Origin of the sequence: Paraburkholderia phenoliruptrix (assembly GCF_047325075.1) — a bacterium.
Classification (GTDB): Bacteria; Pseudomonadota; Gammaproteobacteria; order Burkholderiales; family Burkholderiaceae; genus Paraburkholderia; species Paraburkholderia phenoliruptrix.
Map to the genome: position 1 here is coordinate 1912307 of NZ_CP168531.1, position 22980 is coordinate 1935286.

General features: G+C 65.4%; 16 protein-coding genes. 12 read left to right on the top strand and 4 right to left on the bottom strand.

Going from position 1 to position 22980, the window contains the following annotated elements; genetic code table 11:
• Positions 1–80: 80 nt before the first annotated feature.
• Positions 81–1298, bottom strand: coding sequence for a succinyldiaminopimelate transaminase (gene dapC / locus ACEN8U_RS20760; RefSeq protein ID WP_015003095.1), 1218 nt, complete (start codon positions 1296–1298; stop codon positions 81–83).
• 466 nt (positions 1299–1764) lie between these two features.
• Between dapC and ACEN8U_RS20765 the strand changes: the two genes are divergently transcribed.
• The 5 genes from ACEN8U_RS20765 (at position 1765) to def (ending at position 10665) form a co-directional block, all read left to right on the top strand.
• Positions 1765–2778: a DMT family transporter gene (locus ACEN8U_RS20765; RefSeq protein WP_015003093.1), complete on the top strand. Its 1014-nt coding sequence runs from the start codon at positions 1765–1767 to the stop codon at positions 2776–2778.
• A gap of 158 nt (positions 2779–2936) precedes the next feature.
• The gene (smc, locus tag ACEN8U_RS20770) at positions 2937–6455 is read left to right on the top strand and encodes a chromosome segregation protein SMC (RefSeq protein ID WP_015003092.1); all 3519 of its coding nucleotides are present in this window, start codon (positions 2937–2939) and stop codon (positions 6453–6455) included.
• A 116-nt stretch (positions 6456–6571) separates the two neighbouring features.
• Positions 6572–7882, top strand: a complete 1311-nt coding sequence (locus tag ACEN8U_RS20775; RefSeq protein WP_015003091.1) for a cell division protein ZipA C-terminal FtsZ-binding domain-containing protein — start codon at positions 6572–6574, stop codon at positions 7880–7882.
• A gap of 186 nt (positions 7883–8068) precedes the next feature.
• Positions 8069–10135 carry an NAD-dependent DNA ligase LigA gene (ligA, locus tag ACEN8U_RS20780; protein WP_015003090.1) on the top strand — a complete coding sequence of 689 codons (2067 nt, stop codon included), beginning with the start codon at positions 8069–8071 and terminating at the stop codon, positions 10133–10135.
• Complete coding sequence (gene def / locus ACEN8U_RS20785) at positions 10132–10665, top strand: peptide deformylase (protein ID WP_015003089.1); 534 nt, start codon at positions 10132–10134, stop codon at positions 10663–10665. The genes ligA and def overlap by 4 nt, the downstream gene beginning before the upstream one ends.
• Positions 10666–10798: 133 nt before the next feature.
• Here the strand turns inward: def and ACEN8U_RS20790 are convergent, their stop codons facing one another.
• Genes ACEN8U_RS20790 through map form a run of 3 tightly spaced genes read right to left on the bottom strand, consistent with a single transcriptional unit; the run spans position 10799 to position 16027 of the window.
• Entirely contained in the window at positions 10799–12601 is a 1803-nt protein-coding gene (locus ACEN8U_RS20790; protein WP_081588220.1) for a pseudouridine synthase, read from the bottom strand.
• Between the two features lie 6 nt (positions 12602–12607).
• A complete protein-coding gene (locus ACEN8U_RS20795; protein WP_041745517.1) occupies positions 12608–15187 on the bottom strand; it encodes a [protein-PII] uridylyltransferase in 2580 nt (859 codons plus the stop codon).
• A gap of 30 nt (positions 15188–15217) precedes the next feature.
• Positions 15218–16027 (bottom strand): type I methionyl aminopeptidase, encoded by an 810-nt coding sequence (gene map, locus ACEN8U_RS20800; RefSeq protein WP_015003085.1) that lies wholly within the window; start codon positions 16025–16027, stop codon positions 15218–15220.
• Positions 16028–16571: 544 nt separating this feature from the next.
• On the opposite strand from map, the gene rpsB reads away from it, so the two are divergent.
• From rpsB to ACEN8U_RS20835, 7 genes are all read left to right on the top strand, one after another.
• A complete protein-coding gene (rpsB, locus tag ACEN8U_RS20805) occupies positions 16572–17324 on the top strand; it encodes a 30S ribosomal protein S2 (protein WP_041745515.1) in 753 nt (250 codons plus the stop codon).
• A 213-nt stretch (positions 17325–17537) separates the two neighbouring features.
• Positions 17538–18419: a translation elongation factor Ts gene (gene tsf / locus ACEN8U_RS20810; protein WP_013588797.1), complete on the top strand. Its 882-nt coding sequence runs from the start codon at positions 17538–17540 to the stop codon at positions 18417–18419.
• A 216-nt stretch (positions 18420–18635) separates the two neighbouring features.
• On the top strand, positions 18636–19349 hold the full coding sequence (gene pyrH, locus ACEN8U_RS20815) for a UMP kinase (protein ID WP_006048674.1): 714 nt from the start codon (positions 18636–18638) through the stop codon (positions 19347–19349).
• Between the two features lie 97 nt (positions 19350–19446).
• Entirely contained in the window at positions 19447–20007 is a 561-nt protein-coding gene (frr, locus tag ACEN8U_RS20820; RefSeq protein WP_013588796.1) for a ribosome recycling factor, read from the top strand.
• 153 nt (positions 20008–20160) lie between these two features.
• Positions 20161–20943 (top strand): polyprenyl diphosphate synthase, encoded by a 783-nt coding sequence (uppS, locus tag ACEN8U_RS20825; RefSeq protein ID WP_013588795.1) that lies wholly within the window; start codon positions 20161–20163, stop codon positions 20941–20943.
• Positions 20937–21758, top strand: a complete 822-nt coding sequence (locus ACEN8U_RS20830) for a phosphatidate cytidylyltransferase (protein WP_041745513.1) — start codon at positions 20937–20939, stop codon at positions 21756–21758. Before uppS ends, ACEN8U_RS20830 begins: the two co-directional genes overlap by 7 nt.
• 10 nt (positions 21759–21768) lie before the next feature.
• Entirely contained in the window at positions 21769–22974 is a 1206-nt protein-coding gene (locus tag ACEN8U_RS20835; protein ID WP_015003079.1) for a 1-deoxy-D-xylulose-5-phosphate reductoisomerase, read from the top strand.
• Positions 22975–22980: the final 6 nt, after the last annotated feature.

Here is a 22980-nt window from a genome sequence, read left to right on the forward strand (position 1 = left end):
ATGCGTGCTTTTAGAAGAGTTGAAGTCTGAAGAAGGGCGGCGGCGCGCGGAACGTTAGGGCCTGATCCGGCCGATCCATGTCAGCCCGCGAGCCCGCGGCAAAAATCGACGATTCGTTGCGCGCCCTGCTTGCATTCGTCGACGTCTGCGACGAGCGCCATGCGCACGAAATTGCGGCCGGGGTTCACGCCGTGCGCGGTGCGCGCGAGGTACGAACCCGGCAGAACCGTCACATTATAGTCGGCGTAAAGACGCTGGGCGAACCCGGTATCCGTGAGGCCGGTACGCGAGACGTCCGCCCACAGATAGAACGCGGCGTCCGGCAGGCGCACGTCGAGCACCTCGGCGAGCATCGGCGTGACGGTCGAAAATTTCTGCACGTATTTCGCGCGGTTCTCGCGCACGTGTGCTTCGTCGTTCCAGGCCGCGATGCTCGCGCTTTGATACACGGTCGACAACGCCGCGCCGTGGTAGGTCCGGTACAGCAGGAAGTCCTTGAGGATGGCGGCGTCGCCGGCCACGAAGCCCGAGCGCATGCCCGGCACGTTCGAGCGCTTCGACAGGCTCGACAGCATGACGAGCCGCTCGTAGCCGCGGCCGAGCTTGTGCGCCGCTTCGAGGCCGCCGAGCGGTGGGTTCGCTTCGTCGAAATAGATTTCGGAATAGCATTCGTCGGAGGCGATCACGAAGCCGTGACGGTCCGACAGGGCGAACAGTTCGCGCCAGTCTTCGAGCGTCAGCACGGCGCCCGTCGGATTGCCCGGCGAGCAGACGTAGAGCAGCTGCGTGCGCGCCCAGATCTCGGCCGGCACCGCCGAATAGTCGCAGGCGAAGTTGCGCGCCGGGTCGCTGTTCACGAAATACGGCTCGGCGCCCGCGAGGATCGCCGCGCCTTCGTAGATTTGGTAGAACGGGTTCGGACAGAGTACGATCGCAGGCTCGCCCTTTTCGTTGCGCCGCGGGTCGATCACCGTTTGCGCGAGCGCGAACAGAGCCTCGCGCGAGCCCGACACCGGCAGCACCTGGGTGGCCGGATCCACGGGCGGCAGGCTGTAGCGCTGCGTGACCCAGTTCGCAATCGACTCGCGCAACGGCAAGGCGCCGACGGTGGCCGGATACGCGGACAGGCCGCCAAGCGAGGCGATCACGGCGTCGCGGATCAGGGCGGGCGTCGGATGTTTCGGCTCGCCGATGCCGAAGCTGATGTGCGCGAGGCCGGCAGCCGGCGTGACGTCCTTGAAGAGTGCACGCAGCTTTTCGAAGGGATAGGGCTGGAGGGAGTCGAGTAGCGGATTCACGGGGCGGATCGAGCCTGATCGAAGAGGGCGCGGAACGATGTACGGCGGCGCGTGCGCCGTCCGCGTCGGTCTATGCAGTGGTCTGCCCTGCCGTGTCGCCGGGCCGCGCAAAGTGGCGCGCGCGACGGCACGGAGGCGAGCAGGGGATTATAGCGTGACGCGCCGCGGCTCGGGCTCGGGCTCGGGCTCGGGCTCGGGCTCGGGCTCGGCGAGAACGCCGCGGGCGGCGCAGGCAGTGCGCGCTAAAGGAACAATGGGAACAATGCGGGCCCTCGCCGGTTCGCGCGGCAACACAAGCAGGAGCAGCAATGTACGCAGTGGTCGAGGAGACACCGAGGCGCGGTAGAACATACACCGCGATCTCAGCAGAAATCGGCGGAGCAGACGACGAGGGCAACCACGCAGGAAATGGCAGCGCGAACCGCAGCGCCAGCGGTAGCGCCGCACGCTCGCGGAGCCCGTCGCCATGACCAACTGGCTTCGCACAGGCTGGCCGACGCTTGCCATCATGCTGGGGGCGTCGGTGTGGGGCGTGATCTGGTATCCGTTGCGGATGCTGGCGTCGCTCGGCGTCACCGGCACGGCCGCGAGCGCGCTGACGAGCGGCGCCGGGTGCCTCTTCGTGCTGCTCGTGCGTCGCCGCGCCATCAGCACGGTGCGCTGGCACTGGCTGCTGCCGGCGCTTGCGCTGGCGGCCGGCATCACGAACCTTGGTTTCGTGTGGGGTTCGATCCACGGGCAGGTGATGCGCGTGCTGTTGCTCTTCTATCTGACGCCCGCATGGACTGCGCTTTTCGCGCATTTCATTCTCCATGAGCGGCTGACGTGGCCGGGCGCGGGCCTCGCCGCACTGTCGCTCGCGGGGGCCATGACCATGCTGTGGTCGCCGCAGCTCGGCATTCCGCTGCCGGGCAACCTCGCCGAATGGGCCGGTCTCGCAGGCGGCATGGGCTTCGCCATGAGCAACGTGCTGATCCTGAAGACGAGCCGCGTCTTGCCGCAGATGAAACCCGAGATGCGCACGGCGACCATCTTCGGCGGCGCGGCGATTTTCGGCGCCTGCGCGTCGCTGTTCGAAGCGATGCCCGCGCCGCCCACCGGCGCGCATCTCGCCACGGCCGCGTGGCTCGTGCTCGGCCTCGGCTTCCTGCTGGCCTCGAACAACATGCTGGTGCAATACGGCCTCGCGCGCGTGCCGGCCAACCGGGCCTCGATCATCATGCTGTTCGAACTCGTGGTCACGGCGCTTTCCGCCTGGCTCTTCGCGGGCGAGATGCCCGGCGCGCGCGAGTGGGCCGGCGGCGCATGCATCGTGCTCGCCTCGGCGCTGTCGAGCTGGATGCATCGGCCGAAGGCCATGCCGCCCGATCCCGCCAATCAGGACACGAGCGACGCGGACGCAGGCACGCGCGGCGACGCTGGCAACACGAGTGACGGCAACAAGCGGGACCGCAAGAACCGCCCACGCGCGATGGTATGATTGCCCCTCATTAGCCGGCGCCTGCGACACGCTTGCAGCCGGCGACCCAATTCCCGAGGGCTGGCAAGGACCGCGGGCCGTATCGCCGCAACGGCGAACGGCACACGCGGCCTTCGTGAGCCACCTATTATTTTTCCTTCTTAAACAGCGAAATCGCCGTGCGTCTGACCTCGATCAAACTCGCTGGATTCAAGTCATTCGTCGATCCCACGCATTTCCAGGTTCCGGGCCAGCTCGTCGGCGTGGTGGGACCGAATGGATGCGGCAAGTCCAACATCATCGACGCCGTGCGCTGGGTGCTCGGCGAATCGCGTGCTTCCGAGCTGCGCGGCGAGTCGATGCAGGACGTGATCTTCAACGGGTCGACCGCGCGCAAGCCGGGCAGCCGCGCGAGCGTCGAACTCGTGTTCGACAACGGGGACGGCCGCGCCGCCGGGCAGTGGGGCCAATACGCGGAAATCGCCGTCAAGCGCGTGCTGACGCGCGACGGCACGTCGAGCTACTACATCAATAATCTGCCGGCGCGCCGGCGCGACATTCAGGACATTTTCCTCGGCACGGGCCTCGGGCCGCGCGCCTACGCGATCATCGGGCAGGGCATGATCGCGCGCCTGATCGAAGCGAAGCCGGAAGAGTTGCGGGTGTTCCTCGAGGAAGCCGCGGGCGTTTCGAAGTACAAGGAACGCCGTCGCGAAACCGAGAATCGTCTGCATGACACGCGGGAAAATCTAACGCGGGTGGAAGACATCATCCGCGAACTGGGCACGAATCTCGAGAAGCTCGAAGGCCAGGCGGTCGTCGCCACGCGCTACAAGGAACTGCAGACGGACGGCGAGGAAAAGCAGCGTCTTTTGTGGCTGCTGCGCAAGAACGAAGCGGGCAGCGAGCAGGAGCGTCAGAAGCGCGCCATCGAACAGGCGCAGATCGATCTCGAAGCGCAAACCGCCCGGCTGCGCGAGGTTGAAGCGCAGCTGGAAACGCTGCGCGTCGCGCACTATTCCGCGAGCGACGCGATGCAGGGCGCACAAGGCGCGCTGTACGAAGCGAATGCCGAGGTGAGCCGGCTCGAAGCCGAGATCAAGTTCATCGTCGAATCGCGCAATCGCGTGCAGGCGCAGATCGCCGCGCTGACCGCGCAGCGCGAGCAGTGGCTGGCACAGGCTGAAAAGGCGCAAGGCGACCTTGAAGACGCCGAGGAACAACTCGCCGTCGCCGAGGAAAAAGCGGCCCTCGCCGAAGAGGAAGCCGCCGCGAAACACGACGCGATGCCCGCGCTCGAAGCGCGCTGGCGCGACGCGCAGGCGGAGCTGAACACGGAGCGCGGCGGCATCGCACAGACTGAGCAGGCGCTCAAGCTGGAAGCCGCGCATCAGCGCAATGCCGACCAGCAATTGCAGCAGTTGCAGCAGCGTCAGGAGCGCCTGAAGGCGGAGGCCGGCGGCCTCGACGCGCCGGACGAAGCCCAGCTCGAAGAGCTGCGCATGCAGCTCGCCGAACACGAAGAGATTCTGCACGACGCCCAGGCGCGTCTCGCGGACGCGCAGGAAACGCTGCCGCGCCTCGATGCCGAGCGGCGCGCCGCGCAGGAGCGCGTGCAGGCCGAAAGCGCGCAGATCCATCAGCTCGACGCGCGCCTTGCCGCGCTCAAGCAGTTGCAGGAGAACGTGCAGACCGAGGGCAAGATCCAGCCGTGGCTCGAAAAGCACGAGCTCGGTGCTTTGCCGCGTCTGTGGAAGAAGCTGCATGTCGAGGCCGGTTGGGAAACCGCGCTGGAGGCGGTGCTGCGCGAGCGCCTGGCCGCACTGGAAGTATCGAACCTCGACTGGGTCAAGGCGTTCGCCACCGACGCGCCGCCCGCCAAGCTCGCGTTCTACGCGCCGCCGGCCGCCGGTCAGCCGGTCGCGGCGCCGCCCGCGCTGCGGCCGCTGCTGTCGCTCGTGCGGATCGACGACGCGGGCATCCGCGCGGTCCTCAACGACTGGCTCGGCCTTGCGTTCATTGCCGACGATCTGCAGCAGGCGCTCAGCCTGCGCTCGCAATTGCCCGAAGGCGGTTCGTTCGTCGTGAAGGCGGGGCATGTGGTGACGCGCGTCGGCGTGCAGCTGTATGCCGCGGACTCGGAGCAGGCCGGCATGCTGGCCCGTCAGCAGGAAATCGAAAACCTCGCGCGTCAGGTGCGCGCGCAGGCGCTGCTCGCCGACGAGGCGAAGGCCGCCGCGATTCGCGCCGAAGCTGCGCACACGCAGGCCGCGCAGGCCCTCACCGACGTGCGTCAGCAGGCCGAGCGCGCGACCCAGCGCGTGCATGCGCTGCAGCTCGACGTGCTGAAGCTCACGCAGGCGCACGAGCGCTACACGCAGCGCAGCACGCAGATCCGCGAGGAGCTCGAGGAAATCCACGCGCAGGTCGAGGAACAGCGCGCGCTGCGCGCCGAGTCCGAAGCGAACTTCGAGCGCTACGACGGCGAGCTCGCGGAGCTGCAGGCGCGTTTCGAAGATCATCAACTGGCTTTCGAGGCGCTCGACGAAGCGCTGACCACGGCGCGCGGCGAGTCGCGCGATCTCGACCGCGCCGCCACGGACGCGCGCTTTGCCGCGCGCAACATGGCGAACCGCATCGACGAACTCAAGCGCAGCATTCAGGTCGCGCATGAGCAGAGCGAACGTGTGGCGGCGTCGCTGGAAGACGCGCGCGCCGAGCTCGAAACGATCAACGAGCAGACCGCACACACCGGTTTGCAGGACGCGCTCGACATTCGCGCGGTCAAGGAAGAGGCGTTGCACGCCGCGCGTCTCGAACTGGACGATCTGACCGCCAAGCTGCGCGCCGCCGACGAAACGCGTCTGTCGACGGAACGCGCGTTGCAACCGCTGCGCGACCGCATCAACGAATTGCAGTTGAAGGAACAGGCCGCACGGCTGAACGGCGAGCAGTTCATCGAGCAGCTGGCCGCGGCCGGCGTCGACGAAGCGGAGCTGCAGGCCAAGCTCACGCCGGACATGAAGCCTTCGTACCTGCAGGGCGAGGTCACGCGCATCAACAACGCGATCATCGCGCTCGGCCCGGTCAACATGGCCGCGCTCGACGAGCTGAAGGCGGCGACCGAGCGCAAGACCTTCCTCGACTCGCAATCGGCCGACCTGACGAGCGCAATCGAAACGCTCGAAGACGCGATCCGCAAGATCGACGCCGAAACGCGCACGCTGCTGCAAGGCACGTTCGACGAAGTGAACCGTCATTTCGGCGAACTGTTCCCGCGTCTTTTCGGCGGCGGCCAGGCAAAGCTCATCATGACCGGCGACGAGATTCTCGACGCGGGCGTGCAGGTCATGGCGCAGCCTCCGGGCAAGAAGAATTCGACCATTCATCTGCTGTCCGGCGGCGAAAAAGCGCTGACCGCGACGGCGCTGGTGTTCGCGATGTTCCAGCTGAATCCCGCGCCGTTCTGTCTGCTCGACGAAGTGGACGCGCCGCTCGACGACGCCAACACCGAACGTTTCGCGAACCTCGTGCGCGCGATGTCGGACAAAACCCAGTTCCTTTTCATCTCGCACAACAAGATTGCGATGGAAATGGCGCAGCAACTGATCGGCGTGACGATGCAGGAGCAGGGCGTGTCGCGCATCGTTGCCGTCGACATGGAAACGGCTGCGGGTTTCGCCCAGAATATCGTTTAAGTTTTGTTGAATCATGGAAGCGCGGGCGCCCGCGTCGAGCGCTGCGGCCGCGGGCCGCGCGACAACGTGGGGCGGGCGAGAGGCCGCGCACATAAAGAATTGCTGATGGAGCATGCATGGACGAGTTGACACTCGGTTTGATCGGCGCGGGTGCCGTGGTGGTCGGGGGCGTGGTCGTGTACAACGCGTGGCAGAGCGCCAAGGTGCGCCGCAAGATGCCGCGGCCAATGCCGGCGGACGCGGCGGAGAGCTTCGCGCGCGACGAGCACGAGGAACAGAGCCCGTTCATCGAACCGGCCCGGCCGACCACGCGCCGCGAGCCGGTGGTCGGTGCGGATGCGGCCGCCGACACGGCGTCGGCGCGCGTCGAGCCGACTTTTGGCGCGCCGGTGGGCGCGGCGCCGCTCGACACACCCGCGGATATTCAGGCGGAAACCACCACGCCGAACGGCTTTGTCGCGGGTGCGAATGAAGATGACGAGCAACATGCCGCGCCGGACGAAACCGGCAAAGACGCAACGGCGGCCCGACCCGCCGGCGAGGCGCCGCGCGGGCCGGACGAGCAGATCGAACCGATAATGCCCGCGGCCACCACGATCTCATCGGCGCCGCCCGCAATCGTCGACCGGCGCATCGACTGCATCGTGCCGATTCGTCTGAACGGACCGGTTGCGGGCGACAAGGTGATTCCGCTCGCGCAGCGTCTGCGACGCGCGGGCAGCAAGCCGGTGCACATCGAAGGCAAGCTCGAAGGCGGCGCGTGGGAGCTGCTGCAAAACGGCGCGCGTTATGAAGAGCTGCGCGCGGCGGCGCAGCTCGCCAACCGCAGCGGCGCGCTTAACGAACTGGAATTCTCCGAGTTCGTGACTGGCGTGCAGCAGTTCGCCGACGCGCTTGACGCATCGCCGGAATTTCCGGACATGCTCGAAACCGTGGCGATGGCGCGGGAGCTGGACGGCTTCGCCGCACAGTGCGACGCGCAGTTGTCGATCAACGTGCTTTCGGACGGCGCGCCGTGGTCGGCCAACTACGTGCAGGCCGTCGCGTCGCAAGACGGTCTGCTGCTCTCGCGCGACGGCACGCGCTTCGTGAAGCTCGACGCGCGGCAGAGCCCCGTGTTCATGCTGCAATTCGGCGACACCAATTTTTTGCGCGACGACCTCACCTACAAGGGCGGCCAGATGATCACGCTGGTGCTCGACGTGCCCGTGGCCGACGAAGACATCCTGCCGTTCCGCCTGATGTGCGACTACGCGAAGTCGCTGGCGGAGCGCATCGGCGGCCGGGTGGTGGACGACGGCCGCCGCCCGTTGCCTGAGGCCGCACTGCTCGCCATCGAAAAGCAGTTGATGACGCTCTACGCGAAGCTCGAGCAGGCCGGCATTCCGGCAGGCTCGCCGGCCACGCGACGCCTCTTCAGCCAGTAATTCACCGGCGTCATCCGTGTGCCCGACGGCCGCGCGATGCGCGGCCGTTGTCGTTTCGGAAAAGCCAACGCACCGACTATAGCGCGCTCGCGCACCGCCCGAAACCTGGCCATTCGGCCGATGTAAAGGGGCACGCTTCCTGCGATAATCCACTGTCCGATTTCACTCAAAGAAGCGTTCCACAGCATGGCTCGAACTCCCGCCTCGAATCCAGCAACCAGCGCTCCGGCCGAGCGTGCCGCGTGGCTGCGCGCGGAACTTGAACGCGCCAACTACGCGTACTACGTGCTGGACCAACCCGACTTGCCCGACGCGGAATACGACAAGCTGTTCAAGGAACTGGAAAGTATCGAGGCGCAGCATCCGGATCTGATCGTGCCGGATTCGCCCACGCAGCGGGTGGGCGGCGAGGCGGCGAGCGGCTTCGAGCCCGTCGTCCATGATCAGCCCATGCTGTCGCTCAACAACGGTTTCGCCGACGAAGACATCGTCGCGTTCGACAAACGCGTGGGCGACGCGCTCGGCAACAATGCAAAGGAACCGCCGGTGCCGGTCGACTATGCGACGGAGCTGAAATTCGACGGCCTCGCCATTTCGCTGCGCTATGTCGACGGCGTGTTCGTGCAGGCCGCCACGCGCGGCGACGGCACGACCGGCGAGAACGTGACGGAAAACATCCGCACCGTTCGCTCCATTCCGCTCAAACTGAAGGGCAAGCGCGTGCCGCACATACTCGACGTGCGAGGCGAAGTGCTGATGTTCAAGCGCGACTTCGAGCGCCTGAACGAACGGCAGCGTGCGGCGGGCCATAAGGAATTCGCCAATCCGCGCAATGCCGCCGCGGGCAGCCTGCGCCAGCTCGACCCGAAGATCACCGCGCAACGGCCGCTGTCGTTCTTCGCGTATGGCATCGGCGTGTTGGACGGTATGGAGATGCCGGCCACGCATAGCGAACTGCTCGACTGGTACAAGGAACTTGGCCTGCCGGTCAACTCGGAGCGCGCGGTCGTGAAGGGCGCGGAAGGTTTGCTGGCGTTTTTCCGCGCGGTGGGCGAGAAGCGCGACAAGCTGCCGTACGACATCGACGGCGTGGTGTACAAGGTCAACCGGCGCGACGAACAGGACGCGCTCGGCTTTGTATCGCGTGCGCCGCGTTTTGCGCTCGCTCACAAGTTTCCGGCGCAGGAAGCGCTCACGAAGCTCGTCGCCATCGACGTGCAGGTGGGCCGCACCGGTGCGATTACGCCGGTCGCGCGGCTCGAGCCGGTGTTCGTCGGCGGCGCCACGGTCACCAATGCGACGCTGCATAACGAAGACGAAGTGCGGCGCAAAGACATCCGGATCGGCGACACGGTGATCGTGCGGCGCGCCGGCGACGTGATCCCGGAGGTGGTGAGCGCGCTTCTCGACCGTCGTCCTGACGACGCTCGCGAGTTCGTCATGCCCACGCATTGTCCGGTGTGCGGCTCGAGCATCGAGCGTCTGCCTGACGAGGCGATTGCGCGTTGCACGGGCGGCCTGTTCTGTCCGGCGCAGCGCAAACAGGCGCTGTGGCATTTCGCACAGCGGCGGGCCTTGGACATCGACGGACTGGGCGAAAAAATCATCGATCAACTGGTCGAACAGCACCTCGTGCGCACGCCCGCCGACCTGTTCAACCTCGGCTTCTCGACGCTTGCGGAGTTGGACCGTTTCGCCGACAAATCCGCGCAGAACCTGCTCGACTCGCTCGAAAAGGCCAAGCACACTACGCTTGCCCGTTTCATCTACGCGCTCGGCATCCGGCATGTCGGCGAATCCACGGCGAAAGATCTGGCGAAACACTTCGGCTCGCTCAATCCGATCATGGATGCGTCGGTGGAGGCGCTGCTCGAGGTCAACGACGTGGGGCCCGTCGTGGCCGAATCGATCCACCAGTTTTTTGCCGAAGAGCACAACCGCACGGTGATCGAGCAGTTGCGCGCGCCGGGCAAAGTCACGTGGCCCGAAGGTCCGCCCGCGCCCAAGGCGCCGCAAGGTGTGCTGGCCGGCAAGACGATCGTGCTGACCGGCACTTTGCCGACTCTTGCTCGCGAAGAGGCCAAGGAAATGCTCGAAGCGGCGGGCGCCAAAGTGGCCGGATCGGTGTCGAAGAAAACAGATTATGTGGTGGCGGGAGCCGAAGCTGGCAGCAAGTTGGCGAAGGCCGAGGAACTCGGCATTCCGGTACTCGACGAAGATGGTATGCGTAAGCTCCTGGAGGGGCAGTCATGATCCGCGAAATTCTCAAGATGGGCGATCCCCGCCTCTTGCGTATTGCCGATCCGGTCGATCATTTCGATACGCCGGAACTGCATGAGCTCATTAAAGACATGTTCGAGACCATGCACGACGCGAACGGGGCGGGGCTCGCCGCGCCGCAGATCGGCGTCAATTTGCAGGTGGTGATCTTCGGGTTCGGCAGCAACGAGCGCTATCCGGATGCGCCGCCCGTGCCGGAAACGGTGTTGATCAATCCGACCATCACGCCGGTCTCGCTAGATATGGAAGAGGGCTGGGAAGGCTGCCTGTCGGTGCCGGGCTTGCGCGGCGCGGTGAGCCGCTTTTCGATGATCAAATATCATGGCTTCGATCAGTACGGCAAGCCGATCGACCGTGTCGCCGAAGGTTTTCATGCGCGCGTCGTCCAGCACGAGTGCGACCATCTGATCGGCAAGCTGTACCCCATGCGCATCACTGACTTCGCGAAGTTCGGCTTCACCGAAGTGCTGTTTCCGGACCTGGATCCGAATAGCGACGATTGATGCTGGGCCTTGCGGGCGGCAGATTGGCGGCGGGCATTCTGCCGCAATAAAAAACCCACGCGATCGCGTGGGTTTGATGAGATGGTCGGCCTGAACCGGGCTGTCGGGTTATCGGACAGGCTGAAAAGACTGCTCAGAACGACTCGTCCGGACCCAGATAGCGCCATTGTCCCGGCGGCAGCGCGCCAAGCATCACGCGGCCCATCCGCACGCGTTTCAGGCCGATGACTTCAAGGCCGACGAGTTCGCACATCCGACGAATCTGGCGCTTCTTGCCTTCGCGCAGCACGAACCGCAACTGCTCGCCGTTTTGCCAGCTGACTTGCGCCGGCTTGAGAGGAACATCGTCGAGCGAAAGGCCGTGGCGCAACAGCGCGAGGCTTTCCGGCGGGAAATGACTTTCAACGTCGACGGTGTGCTCGCCGTAGGCGACGCGCACCAGGTATTCCTTGTCGATCTCCGAATGGCCGCCGATCAGCTGTTTGGCGATGCGGCCGTCCTGTGTGAGGACCAGCAGGCCCGTCGAATCGATGTCGAGACGTCCGGCCGGCGCCAGCTGGCGCAAGTGAGCGACGGAAAAGCGGATGTCCGAGCGGTCGCCTTCCCAGCGGTTTTCCGGCGTGACGAGCGTGATGGCCGGCTGGTAGCCGTCTTCCGCCTGACCCGACACGTAACCGACTGTCTTATGGATCAGCACCGTGACCTGGCTCGCTTGCACGGCTTCGGCCGCCGGGTCGATCTCGATCCGCTGATCGGGGCGAACTTTGGTGCCGAGCGTGTCGATCCGCTCGCCGTCGACGAGCACCCAGCCTTTTTCGATCCACTCGTCCGCCTCGCGACGCGAGCAAAGGCCGAGCTCCGACATGAGCTTCGAGAGGCGCAGCGTGCCGGGCGCGTCTTCGATGTCGCGACGCGGCGTGCGCGGGGCCGTATCCGCGTGCGAGTGCTGCCCGGCCGGGGCGGTGCTGCGCGGCTTGCCCGCGCGCGGGGCGCTGTCATTGGCCGGGCGCCGGGCGGCTGCAGGCGCCTTGTCGTCGCGTGGCGCGCGTGCCCGATGGTCCGCGCGCTCGCCGTAGCCGCTCTTCACCGGCCTTGCAAAGCTTCGCTCGCCGCGTTCGGCACGCTCGCCGGCCGGGCCACGAGGCGCGCGCTCACCGCCAGCGCGATCCTCGAACCGTCGCGGTCCACGCTCGCCACTGCCTGCGCGATCTTGAAAGCGTCGCGGTCCACGCTCGGCGCGCTCGCCGGCCGTGCCACGGGGCGCGCGCTCACCGCCAGCGCGATCCTCGAAGCGTCGCGGTCCGCGGTCTCCACCGCCTGCGCGATCTTCAAAGCGGCGCGGCCCACGCTCGGCGCGCTCGCCGGCCGGTCCGCGGGGCGGGCGTTCGCCGCCTGCGCGATCCTCGAACCGTCGCGCTCCGCGCTCACCACCACCAGAACGATCTTCAAAGCGGCGCGGTCCACGTTCACCGCCGCGTTCCGCTGTCCGCTCAACGCCCTGGCCGCGTTCATCACCACTCCGGCGCGGCGCTCGTTCGCCGCGCTCGCCGCCACCGGCAAAGCCACGCGCCGCTCGCTCACCGCCGTCCCGACGCGTCCCACGTTCACTGCTCGCCTCCGGGCGGCGTTGAGGCGCGCCGCTCGTGCTTTCGCGGCGCGGCGGCCGATCCGACGCCGCCCGCCGTGCCGCGCCTGCATCGCCGCCACGCGCAAAAGTACCTTCGTTGCGACGCTCCGTGGTTCCTCGCGCGCCCGCCGGGCGCTTGCCGCCGGCCGACGATGCTCCCGCGCCTTCGCGCGTCCTGGCGGGGCCGGACGTCGACGGTTGAGGTCCCGCCGGCCGTGTCGGCTTGCGTGCCGATGCGCTGCCGCTACGGACGGGGGCGCGTTCGGACGAAGCCGGCCGCGGATGCTTGGCTGTTAATTTGACTCGCATGAAATCTCACACTGCGATCGCGCGCAGCAGTTCCGTCTCGACCTGAATTTGCAGGCGGTTGTCCGACAGCCCGTGCCCGTCCAGCAGGAACACGTCCTCGACGCGTTCCCCCAACGTGTTGATCCGCGCCGACGCGACGCCGACACGGTGTTCGGCGAGCACGCGCGCGATCGAATAAAGAAGGCCCGGCCGGTCGTTGGCCGACACGGACAGGATGTAGTATTGGCCGCGCTCGTCGGCCCGAAGATCGACGCGCGGCGTAACGGGGAAGGTGCGCGAGAGGCGCGACAGGCGGCCCTTCGACGGCCCCGGCAACCAGGTGCCGTCGCCGGTGAGGCGTGCAGTCAGTTCCTGTTCGACGAGATTGGCGATGTCGCGGTAATGCACGTCCTCTTCGGTATGCGCGACGAGGAAGTTGTCCAGCGCATAGCCGTGACGCGTGGTGCTGACGCGTGCATCGAGCACCGACAACCCGTTGCGGTCGAAGTACGCGCAAATGCCGGCAAACAGATCCGGCTGATCTTTCACATACACGAGCACCTGAAGCGCCTCGCCGATAGGCGAGGGGCGGGCCCGCACGATCGGCACGGGCGTTTCGACATAGCGGTACAGCACGCGCGTCTGCCACGCAATGTCCGCGGCGTCGTGGCGCAGAAAATAGCCGACGTCGAGCTTGTCCCACAGCGCCTTCTGCGCGCCTTCCGGCACGGTTTCGAGGCGCAGCAGCGCGAGCGCTTCTTCCTGCCGCGACTCGAGTTCCGAGTGCGCATCCGGCCGCGCGCCGCCGAGCACGGCGAGCGTCGCGCGGTACAGGTCTTCCAGCAGCTTGCCTTTCCACGTGTTCCAGACTTTGGGGCTCGTCCCGCGGATGTCGGCCACCGTCAGCAGATACAGCGCCGTCAGGCGGCGCTCGCTGCCGACCAGTTCCGCGAAACGCTTGATAACCTCCGGATCGCTCGTGTCCTGTTTTTGCGCAACCTGGCTCATGGTCAGATGTTGTTGCACCAGCCAGACCACGAGTTCGCCGTCTTCGCCTTCGATGCCGTGATTGCGGCAGAAGCGCCGTGCGTCGGCCATGCCGAGCGTCGAGTGGTCGCCGCCGCGGCCCTTGGCGATATCGTGGAAGAGCGCCGCGACGTAGAGCACCCATGGCCGGTCGAAGCCGACGATCAACTGGCTGCAGAACGGATATTCGTGCGCGTGTTCCGCGACCGCGAAGCGCCGCAGATTGCGCAGCACCATCAGAATGTGCTGATCGACCGTGTAGACGTGATACAGGTCGTGCTGCATCTGGCCGACAATGCGCCGGAAGTTCAGCAGATAACGTCCGAGCACGCTCGTCTGGTTCATGAGGCGCAGCGCGTGCGTGATGCCGGCCGGCTGCTTCAGGATGTCCATGAAAAGGCGCCGGTTTTCCGGATCGCGCCGCCAATGCTGGTCCATCACGTCGCGGGCGTTGTAGATCGCGCGCAGCGTGCGCGCCGACAAACCCTTCACGCCGGGCGTCTGCTCGTAGAGCAGAAAGGCTTCGAGAATGGCGTTCGGCTCGCGCTGGAACAGGTCGTCGCTGGCAATTTCGAGCATGCCCTGTTTTTCGACGAAACGGTCCGACAGCACCCGCGTGATGCCGCTCGTGTTGGGAAAGAGCTGCGCCTCGATGTTCTGGATCAGGATCGTCGCGAGCTGCGTGACGGCCTTCGCCGCCCAGTAATAACGGCGCATCAGCTGTTCGCTGGCGCGCTTGGTGGCGGTCGGCTGGTAGCCGAAGCTCTCGGCCACCGGCGTTTGCAGGTCGAATACCAGAATGTCCTGCCGACGGCCGGCAGTGACGTGCACGCGCGCGCGGAGCGACTTCAGAAAGCCTTCGTTGCGCCGCAGCTCCTGCGCTTCGCGCTCGGTGATGAGTCCGCGCGCTTCGAGTTCGCGCCAGCTGCTGCCGAAACCCGCAGCCTGCGTGACCCAGAGAATGAGTTGCAGATCGCGCAAGCCGCCCGGGCTTTCCTTGATGTTCGGCTCGAGCGCGTAGGGCGTGTCCTGGAATTTGGCGTGGCGCTGGCGCATTTCCAGCACTTTCGCCTGGAAGAACGCTTTCGGGTCGAGCGCCTCGCGGTAGCGTCTCGCGAAGTCGTCGAACAGGGCGGCGCTGCCCGTAATGCGCCGCGCCTCGAGCAGCGACGTGCGCACGGTCACGTCGTTGGCGGCTTCCTCGAGACACTGGGAGACGCTGCGCACGCTGCTGCCCAGTTCGAGCCCAAGATCCCACGCGAGGCTGATGAACCGCTCGATGCGCGCTTCGAGATGCTCGAGCGGCGCGTCCGGCAGCAGCACCAGAATGTCGATGTCCGAATGCGGCGCCAGTTCGCCGCGCCCATAGCCGCCGACCGCGAGCAGCGCGAGGTCGGCCGGAAGTTCGCAGGTGTTCCAGGCGGCGCGCAGCGAGTCGTCGGTGGTGCGGGCAAGCGCCGCCATCAACGCCTCGACGTTGGTGGCGGTCCTGAAGCGTTCCAGCAACTGGGCTTTGGCCACTTTGTAAGCCGCCTTGAGCGACGTGGCATGCGATGGGGCGACGGCTGGAACACTACTCATGAGCGGCGGGCGGTAAAGAGACGAATGCGTTCAGGCCGTGGCGGCGACGACCGGCGGGCGCGCGGGCGTGCCGGCGGAGACGGTCAGCACGTCATAGCCGGTTTCCGTCACGAGCACCGTGTGTTCCCATTGCGCGGAGAGGCTGCGGTCTTTCGTCTTGACGGTCCACTGGTCCGGCATGGTGCGGATGTCGCGGCGGCCGGCGTTGATCATCGGCTCGACGGTGAAGATCATGCCCGCCTGCAGTTCGAGGCCGGTGCCGGGACGGCCGTAGTGCAAAATCTGCGGGTCTTCGTGAAACACCGTGCCGATGCCATGGCCGCAATACTCGCGCACCACGCTGTAGCCTTGCGCCTCAGCGTGTTTCTGGATGGCATGGCCGATGTCGCCGAGATGCGCGCCCGGGCGCACCTGGTCGATGCCGAGCCACATGCATTCGAACGTAGTCTGCACGAGGCGTTTTGCAAGGATCGAGCCCTCGCCGACAATGAACATCCGGCTCGTGTCGCCGAAATAGCCGTCCTTGATGACGGTGATGTCGATATTGAGCGCGTCGCCGTTCTTGAGCGTTTTCTCGCCCGGAATGCCGTGGCAGATCACGTCGTTCACGGAGATGCAGGTGGCCTTGGGGTAGGGCGGGTAGCCGGGCGGCTGATAGTTCAGCGGCGCGGGCACGGTGCCCTGTTCCTTCAGCATGTATTCGTGGCACAGGCGGTCGAGTTCGCCGGTCGTGACGCCGGCGGTGACGAACGGGGTGATGTAGTCGAGCACTTCGCTCGCGAGTCTGCAGGCGACGCGCATCTGCGCGATATCGTGTTCGTTTTTGAGCGTGATAGCCATGAGTCGGGCCTGAAATGCGATTTATTGCGGGATTATCGCACCATATTCCCCGTGCCGCAGTCTTTTGCCCGGTTTCGGGTGCCGTGGCGATGCGCTTTTCGGATCGCTTGCTCGCGGTTTGTCCCCAGTTTGCGAGACCTTCGCGGATAAGGCCTGCTTTGCCTGCGCCCGCCCGTGGACGAGGCCTTCAATTGCGCCTGGAACCGCCGGGTGCAACCCGCGGCCCGCAATGGGAGCTACCGGGCGGGTTGAGTCGACCGATAGTCCCATGCTATAATGTTTGGCTAAGTCGATCCCTCTTTTGGCCTTTGCTGTGGTGAGTTGTCCAACCATCAGTCAGGGCAGGGGCGGTTCGAGGCTTCCCGTGGCGCTGTCGCCTGAGCCGCGGGTCGAATGGAGTATTCAGGCGGCAGTATTCAGGCAGCAAACTCGCAAGCCGGCGCACCCAGGGTGTTCGCGGCGCTCAGCCTTACCGCGCAAGACGTGCAGGGCAGCGCCTCGGATACGGCAGCCGGCTTAGGACCCAACCCTCGCGGAGATTTTCATGGCAGTTACCATGCGTCAGATGCTGGAAGCCGGTGTCCACTTCGGTCACCAAACGCGCTTCTGGAACCCGAAGATGGCCCCCTTCATTTTCGGTCATCGCAACAAGATTCACATCATCAACCTCGAAAAGACGCTGCCGATGTACAACGACGCGCTGAAGTATGCGCGTCAACTGGCGGCGAATCGCGGCACCATCCTGTTCGTCGGCACGAAGCGCCAGTCGCGCGACACGATCGCCCAGGAAGCGCAGCGCGCCGGTATGCCTTACGTGAACGCACGCTGGCTCGGCGGCATGCTGACCAACTTCAAGACGCTGAAGGTGTCGATCAAGCGCCTGAAGGACATGGAAGCAGCGCTGGAAGCTGGCGAAACCGAGCGCATGAGCAAGAAGGAAGCGCTGCTGTTCGAACGCGAAATGCTCAAGCTGCAAAAGTCGATCGGCGGCGTGAAGGAGATGGGCGGTATTCCTGACGCGATTTTCGTGGTCGACGTCGGCTACCACAAGATTGCCGTGACCGAAGCGAACAAGCTCGGCGTGCCGGTTATCGCCGTGGTGGACACGAACCACTCGCCGGAAGGCATTGATTACGTGATCCCGGGTAACGACGACGCAAGCAAGGCTGTCGCCCTGTACGCGGCTGGCGTTGCCGACGCCATCCTCGAAGGCCGTGCGAACGCGGTCAACGAAGTGGTGCAGGCTGCCCGTGGTGACGACGGCGACGAGTTCGTCGAGGTCAACTCGGAGGCGTAAAGCTGCCCCGTGTCCGGCAAAAAAGGGGGCTTTCTACAGGCCCCCTTTTTTTAAGCCGCGACGTTGTAGCGGGGCGCCGGCCAAGGCTGGAGCGGTGCCCTCAGCGTTATCCGTAAAAAATTCGCGTAACGTTGAAACGAATTCTTGCCGCCGGCATCGAAGTGCGGGCGGCGTGTGACAGACGGAACACAGACGGAACTCAAGGAGCAAATGATGGCGGCAATTACCGCAAGCATGGTTGCAGAACTGCGCGCAAAGACCGACGCGCCCATGATGGAATGCAAGAAGGCGCTGACGGAAGCCGACGGCGACATGGCGCGCGCCGAAGAGCTGCTGCGCGTGAAGCTGGGCAACAAGGCGAGCAAGGCGGCATCGCGCGTCACGGCTGAAGGCGTGGTCGCGTCGTTCATCGACGGCAATGCAGGTTCGCTCGTCGAACTGAACTGCGAAACCGACTTCGTTTCGAAGAACGACGACTTCCTGGCTTTCTCGAAGAAGATCGCCGAGCTGGTGGCGAAGCAGAATCCGGCTGACGTCGCGGCGCTGTCGGCTCTGCCGCTCGACGGCGAGACCGTCGACGCAGTGCGTCTCGCGCTCGTCGGCAAGATCGGCGAAAACCTGTCCATCCGCCGTTTCGTGCGCTTCGAAACGTCGAACAAGCTGGCGGCGTACCTGCACGGCACGCGCATCGGCGTGCTGGTCGAATACACGGGCGCCGACGAGCAGGTCGGCAAGGACGTGGCCATGCACATCGCCGCAATGAAGCCGGTTTCGCTGTCGTCGGAAGACGTGCCGGCGGATCTGATCGCCAAAGAGCGCAGCATCGCCGAACAGAAGGCGGCCGAATCGGGCAAGCCGGCTGAAATCGTCGCCAAGATGGTCGACGGCAGCGTGCAGAAGTACCTGAAGGAAGTGTCGCTGCTGAACCAGCCGTTCGTTAAGAACGACAAGCAGACCATCGAGCAGATGCTGAAGGCCGGCAATGCGAGCGTCCAGAAGTTCGCGCTGTTCGTGGTGGGCGAAGGCATCGAGAAGAAGCAGGACGACTTCGCCGCTGAAGTGGCCGCTCAAGTGGCTGCTGCAAAGCAACAATAAGTATCGCCGGTCTCAATCTGTACCGTTGTACCCGCGGCACGGCAAGACTGTGCCGCGGTCGGCAGCGCCGCAAGGCTGCACGCGGGTCGATCCTCGCAGTGCAGCCGCCGTTGGCGGACCTCCGGGGTCCGGGAATTTGGCGGCGCTTGCCCGAATCAGCGTTTCACCCCTACATTAGTCCCTTGTTGTTGCCCTCTGCGCGATCTGGATACCTCTATGCCCACTGCCTACAAACGCGTCCTGCTCAAACTCTCCGGTGAAGCTCTGATGGGCGACGATGCCTTCGGCATCAATCGCGCGACCATCGAACGAATGGTGGCGGACGTGGCCGAAGTGGTCCGTCTCGGAACGCAGTTGGCCGTGGTGATCGGCGGCGGCAATATCTTTCGCGGCGTGGCAGGCGGCGCGGCCGGCATGGACCGCGCCACGGCCGACTACATGGGCATGCTGGCCACCATGATGAACGCGCTGGCGCTGCAGGACGCCATGCGCCATGCGGGTATCGAGGCGCGCGTGCAGTCGGCGCTGCGCATGGACCAGGTGGTCGAGCCGTATATCCGCCCGCGCGCGATTCGCCAGCTCGAAGAAGGCAAAGTCGTGATTTTCGCGGCCGGCACCGGCAACCCGTTCTTCACGACCGACACGGCCGCTGCGCTGCGCGGCTCCGAAATCGGCGCCGAAGTCGTGCTGAAAGCCACCAAGGTGGACGGCGTCTATTCCGCCGACCCGAAGAAAGATCCGAGCGCGACGCGCTACACCACGATCAGCTTCGACGAGGCAATCGGCCGCAACCTGCAGGTCATGGACGCCACCGCGTTCGCGCTGTGCCGCGACCAGAAGCTGCCGATCCGCGTGTTTTCGATCGTCAAGCCGGGTGCGCTCAAGCGTATCGTGCTCGGCGAGGACGAGGGCACCCTCGTCCACGTGTAAACTCTCGTTCACATAACGTGGGCTTTGTGCGAGCCCGGCCGCCGCATACCTCGCGTGCCGGCTGGCTCGCCCGTTTTGAAGGTTCGGAGGTTTGAAAATGTCTGTGGCTGATATCAGGAAGGGCGCTGAGCAAAAAATGCAGCGTTCCATCGACGCGTTCAAGAACGATCTGTCGAAAATCCGTACGGGCCGTGCGCACACGGGCCTGCTCGATCATATCCAGTGCGACTACTACGGCTCGCCGGTGCCTATTTCCCAGGTCGCCAACCTCACGCTGATCGACGCACGCACGATCGGCGTGCAGCCGTGGGAAAAGAAAATGGTGCAGGTCGTCGAAAAGGCGATTCGCGAGTCGGACCTCGGCCTGAACCCCGCCACGCAGGGCGACGTGATCCGTGTGCCGATGCCCGCGCTGACCGAAGAGCGCCGCCGCGAACTGACGAAAGTGGTCAAGAGCGAAGCCGAAACGGCCAAGGTCGCCGTGCGCAACCTGCGCCGCGACGCGAACGAGCAACTGAAGAAGCTCGTGAAAGACAAGGAAATTTCGGAAGACGACGAGCGCCGTGCAGGCGACGACGTGCAGAAGCTGACGGACAAGTTCGTCGCGGAAATCGACAAACTCGTCGCGACCAAAGAAGCAGAGATCATGACGGTATAAGGCTGCGAGGCTCCGAACAGAACGCCGGCGTATTCCGGCGTTACTGTTTAGCCGGGGCGCGCCTGAAGTCCAAGTCGTGAAGCGCCAGGTCTGGGAGCACTCACCACTTTCAGGATTTTTTCTTCTTCTTTTGCAGTTATTGTCCCGACGGCCATGACCTATACCAGCTCAACCGTGCGCGTGCCTGATGTCGCCGCGGTGCCGCGACATATCGCGATCATCATGGACGGCAACGGCCGTTGGGCCACCCAGCGCCGCTTGCCGCGCGTGGCCGGTCATACGCGCGGCGTCGACGCGGTGCGCGCGACCGTCGAGGCCTGCGCCCGGCAGGGCGTCGAATATCTGACGCTGTTTGCTTTCAGTTCCGAAAACTGGCGCCGCCCAAACGACGAAGTGTCGTTCCTGATGCGCCTGTTCGTCACCGCGCTGGAGCGCGAAATCGGCAAGCTGCATGCCAACGGTATCCGTTTGCGCGTGGTCGGCGATCTCGAACGTTTCGACACCCGCATCCGCGACCTGATCAGGCGCGCGGAAACCAAGACCGCGCGCAATACTCGTCTTACGCTGACCATCGCGGCCAATTACGGCGGCCGCTGGGACATCATGCAGGCCACCCGCAAGCTCGTCGAACAGGCGGCGCAGACGGGCGAAGCGGTCGAGGTGAACGAGGAATCGTTCGCCGAGCATCTGTCCATGGCCTACGCACCCGAACCGGACCTGTTTATCCGCACGGGCGGCGAGCGGCGTGTGAGCAATTTCCTGCTCTGGCAGCTCGCCTACACCGAGTTCTATTTCACCGACACCTTCTGGCCCGATTTCGACGCCGACGCGCTCGGTCGCGCCATTGCTTCGTATGGCGAGCGTGAGCGCCGTTTCGGCCGCACCAGTGCTCAGCTCGAGCCGCAATCGCAAAACGTCGATTCGCTTCCATGCTAAAAACCCGTGTCATCACGGCGGTTGTCCTCCTGGCGGTGTTTTTGCCCGTCACGTTGTTCGCACCGGTCGGCGCGTTTGGCGCGTTAATCGCTTTCGTCGTCGTGTTCGCCGCGTGGGAGTGGGCCCGTCTGCTGAAGCTGGGCGGCGCCGGCCCGGTGGTCTATGCGCTCGTGGCGGCGGTTGCGCTCGTCGCCAGCACCCGGCTTGGCATCGGCGTGGACGACGCGCGGCCCTTTTACAAGGCGGCGGCCATTTTCTGGGTGATCGCCGGCCCGTTCGTGCTGCTGCGCAAGCCTACGCTCGCACAAGGCGCGTGGCGCAGCTTTCTGTTTCTTGCCGGGATTGTGATATTCGTCGCGTGCTGGCATGCTCTCGTCGCCGCGCGCCTGCAGGGCGTGCCTTTCGTGCTGTCGCTGCTGCTGTTGGTATGGCTCGCCGATATCGGCGCATACTTCTCGGGTAAGGCGTTCGGCAAGCACAAGCTCGCGCCCGCCATCAGCCCGGGCAAGACATGGGAGGGCGCGATCGGCGGCTGGGCGGCGGTCATTATCGTCGCGCTCGCGGCCGTCCTTCTGCATGCGTTCGAGCCAACCCTGTATTCTGCGTTGTGGGCGCACTGGGGCGCCCCGCGCGCGCTGCTTGCGCTGACCCTGCTGGTGGCGTTCAGCGTGGTGGGCGACCTTTTTGAATCGATGATGAAACGCCAGGCCGGCGTGAAGGATTCGAGCGGCCTGTTGCCGGGGCACGGCGGCGTGCTCGACCGCATCGACGCACTGTTGCCGGTGCTGCCGCTCGCCATGCTGCTCCTCGGCTAGAGAAAGAGATATGCACAAACGTCTGACATTGCTCGGTTCCACGGGCTCGATTGGAGACAGCACGCTCGACGTCGTCGCGCGTCATCCGGAGCGCTTTTCGGTGTATGCGCTCACCGCGCACCGCAACGGCGACAAGCTCGTCGAGCAATGCCTGCGCTTCCGGCCCGAAGTCGCGGTGGTCGGCGACGCCGACACGGCCGCGCGGGTCGCGGCAAAGCTGCGCGACGCGGGCTGCAAGACGGAGGTGACGCATGGCGCCGAGGCGCTCGTTCAGGTCTCGAAGAGCGACGGCTGCGACACCGTGGTCGCGGCAATCGTCGGCGCCGCCGGCCTCGCGCCGAGCCTCGCCGCCGCGCGCGCCGGCAAGCGCATCCTGCTCGCGAACAAGGAAGCGCTCGTCATGTCGGGCGCGATCTTCATGGACGCGGTCCACGACAACGGCGCGGTTCTGCTGCCGGTCGACAGCGAACACAACGCCATTTTCCAGTGCCTGCCGCGCGAAGCCGCGCTGCATGGCGGCGTCTCCAAGATCATTCTGACCGCGTCGGGCGGCCCGTTTCGCACGCGCGAACCGGCCACGCTCGTCGACGTGACGCCGGAAGAGGCCTGCAAGCATCCGAACTGGGTCATGGGCCGCAAGATTTCGGTCGATTCCGCCACCATGATGAACAAGGGCCTCGAAGTGATCGAGGCGCATTGGCTGTTCGGTCTGCCGGGCGAACGAATCGACGTCCTGATTCATCCGCAAAGCGTGATCCATTCGCTCGTGTCCTATGCCGATGGCTCGGTGCTTGCGCAACTCGGCAATCCGGACATGCGCACGCCGATCGCCCATGCGCTCGCGTTCCCGGATCGCGTGGATTCCGGGGTCGCGCAGCTGGACCTCGCGGAAATCGCGTCGCTGTCGTTTGAAAAACCGGATTACGCGCGATTCCCTTGCCTCGCATTGGCCATGAAGGCGCTCGCCGAAGGCGGCGTCGCCAGCGCGGCGCTGAACGCCGCTAACGAAATTGCTGTTGAAGCGTTCCTGTCGCGCCAGATCGGCTTCATGGCCATCGCGCAGGTGGTCGACTCGGTGCTCAACGCGTTGCCGAATCGCAGCGCGCACGCGCTCGAAGACGTGATCGAAGCGGACGCCGCCGCGCGCCGCGCCGCTGCCGAATTCATCGCGCGTCTGCCCGACGCCGCCCGCCGCACGGAACGCGCCGTCCAGTGAGGCGAC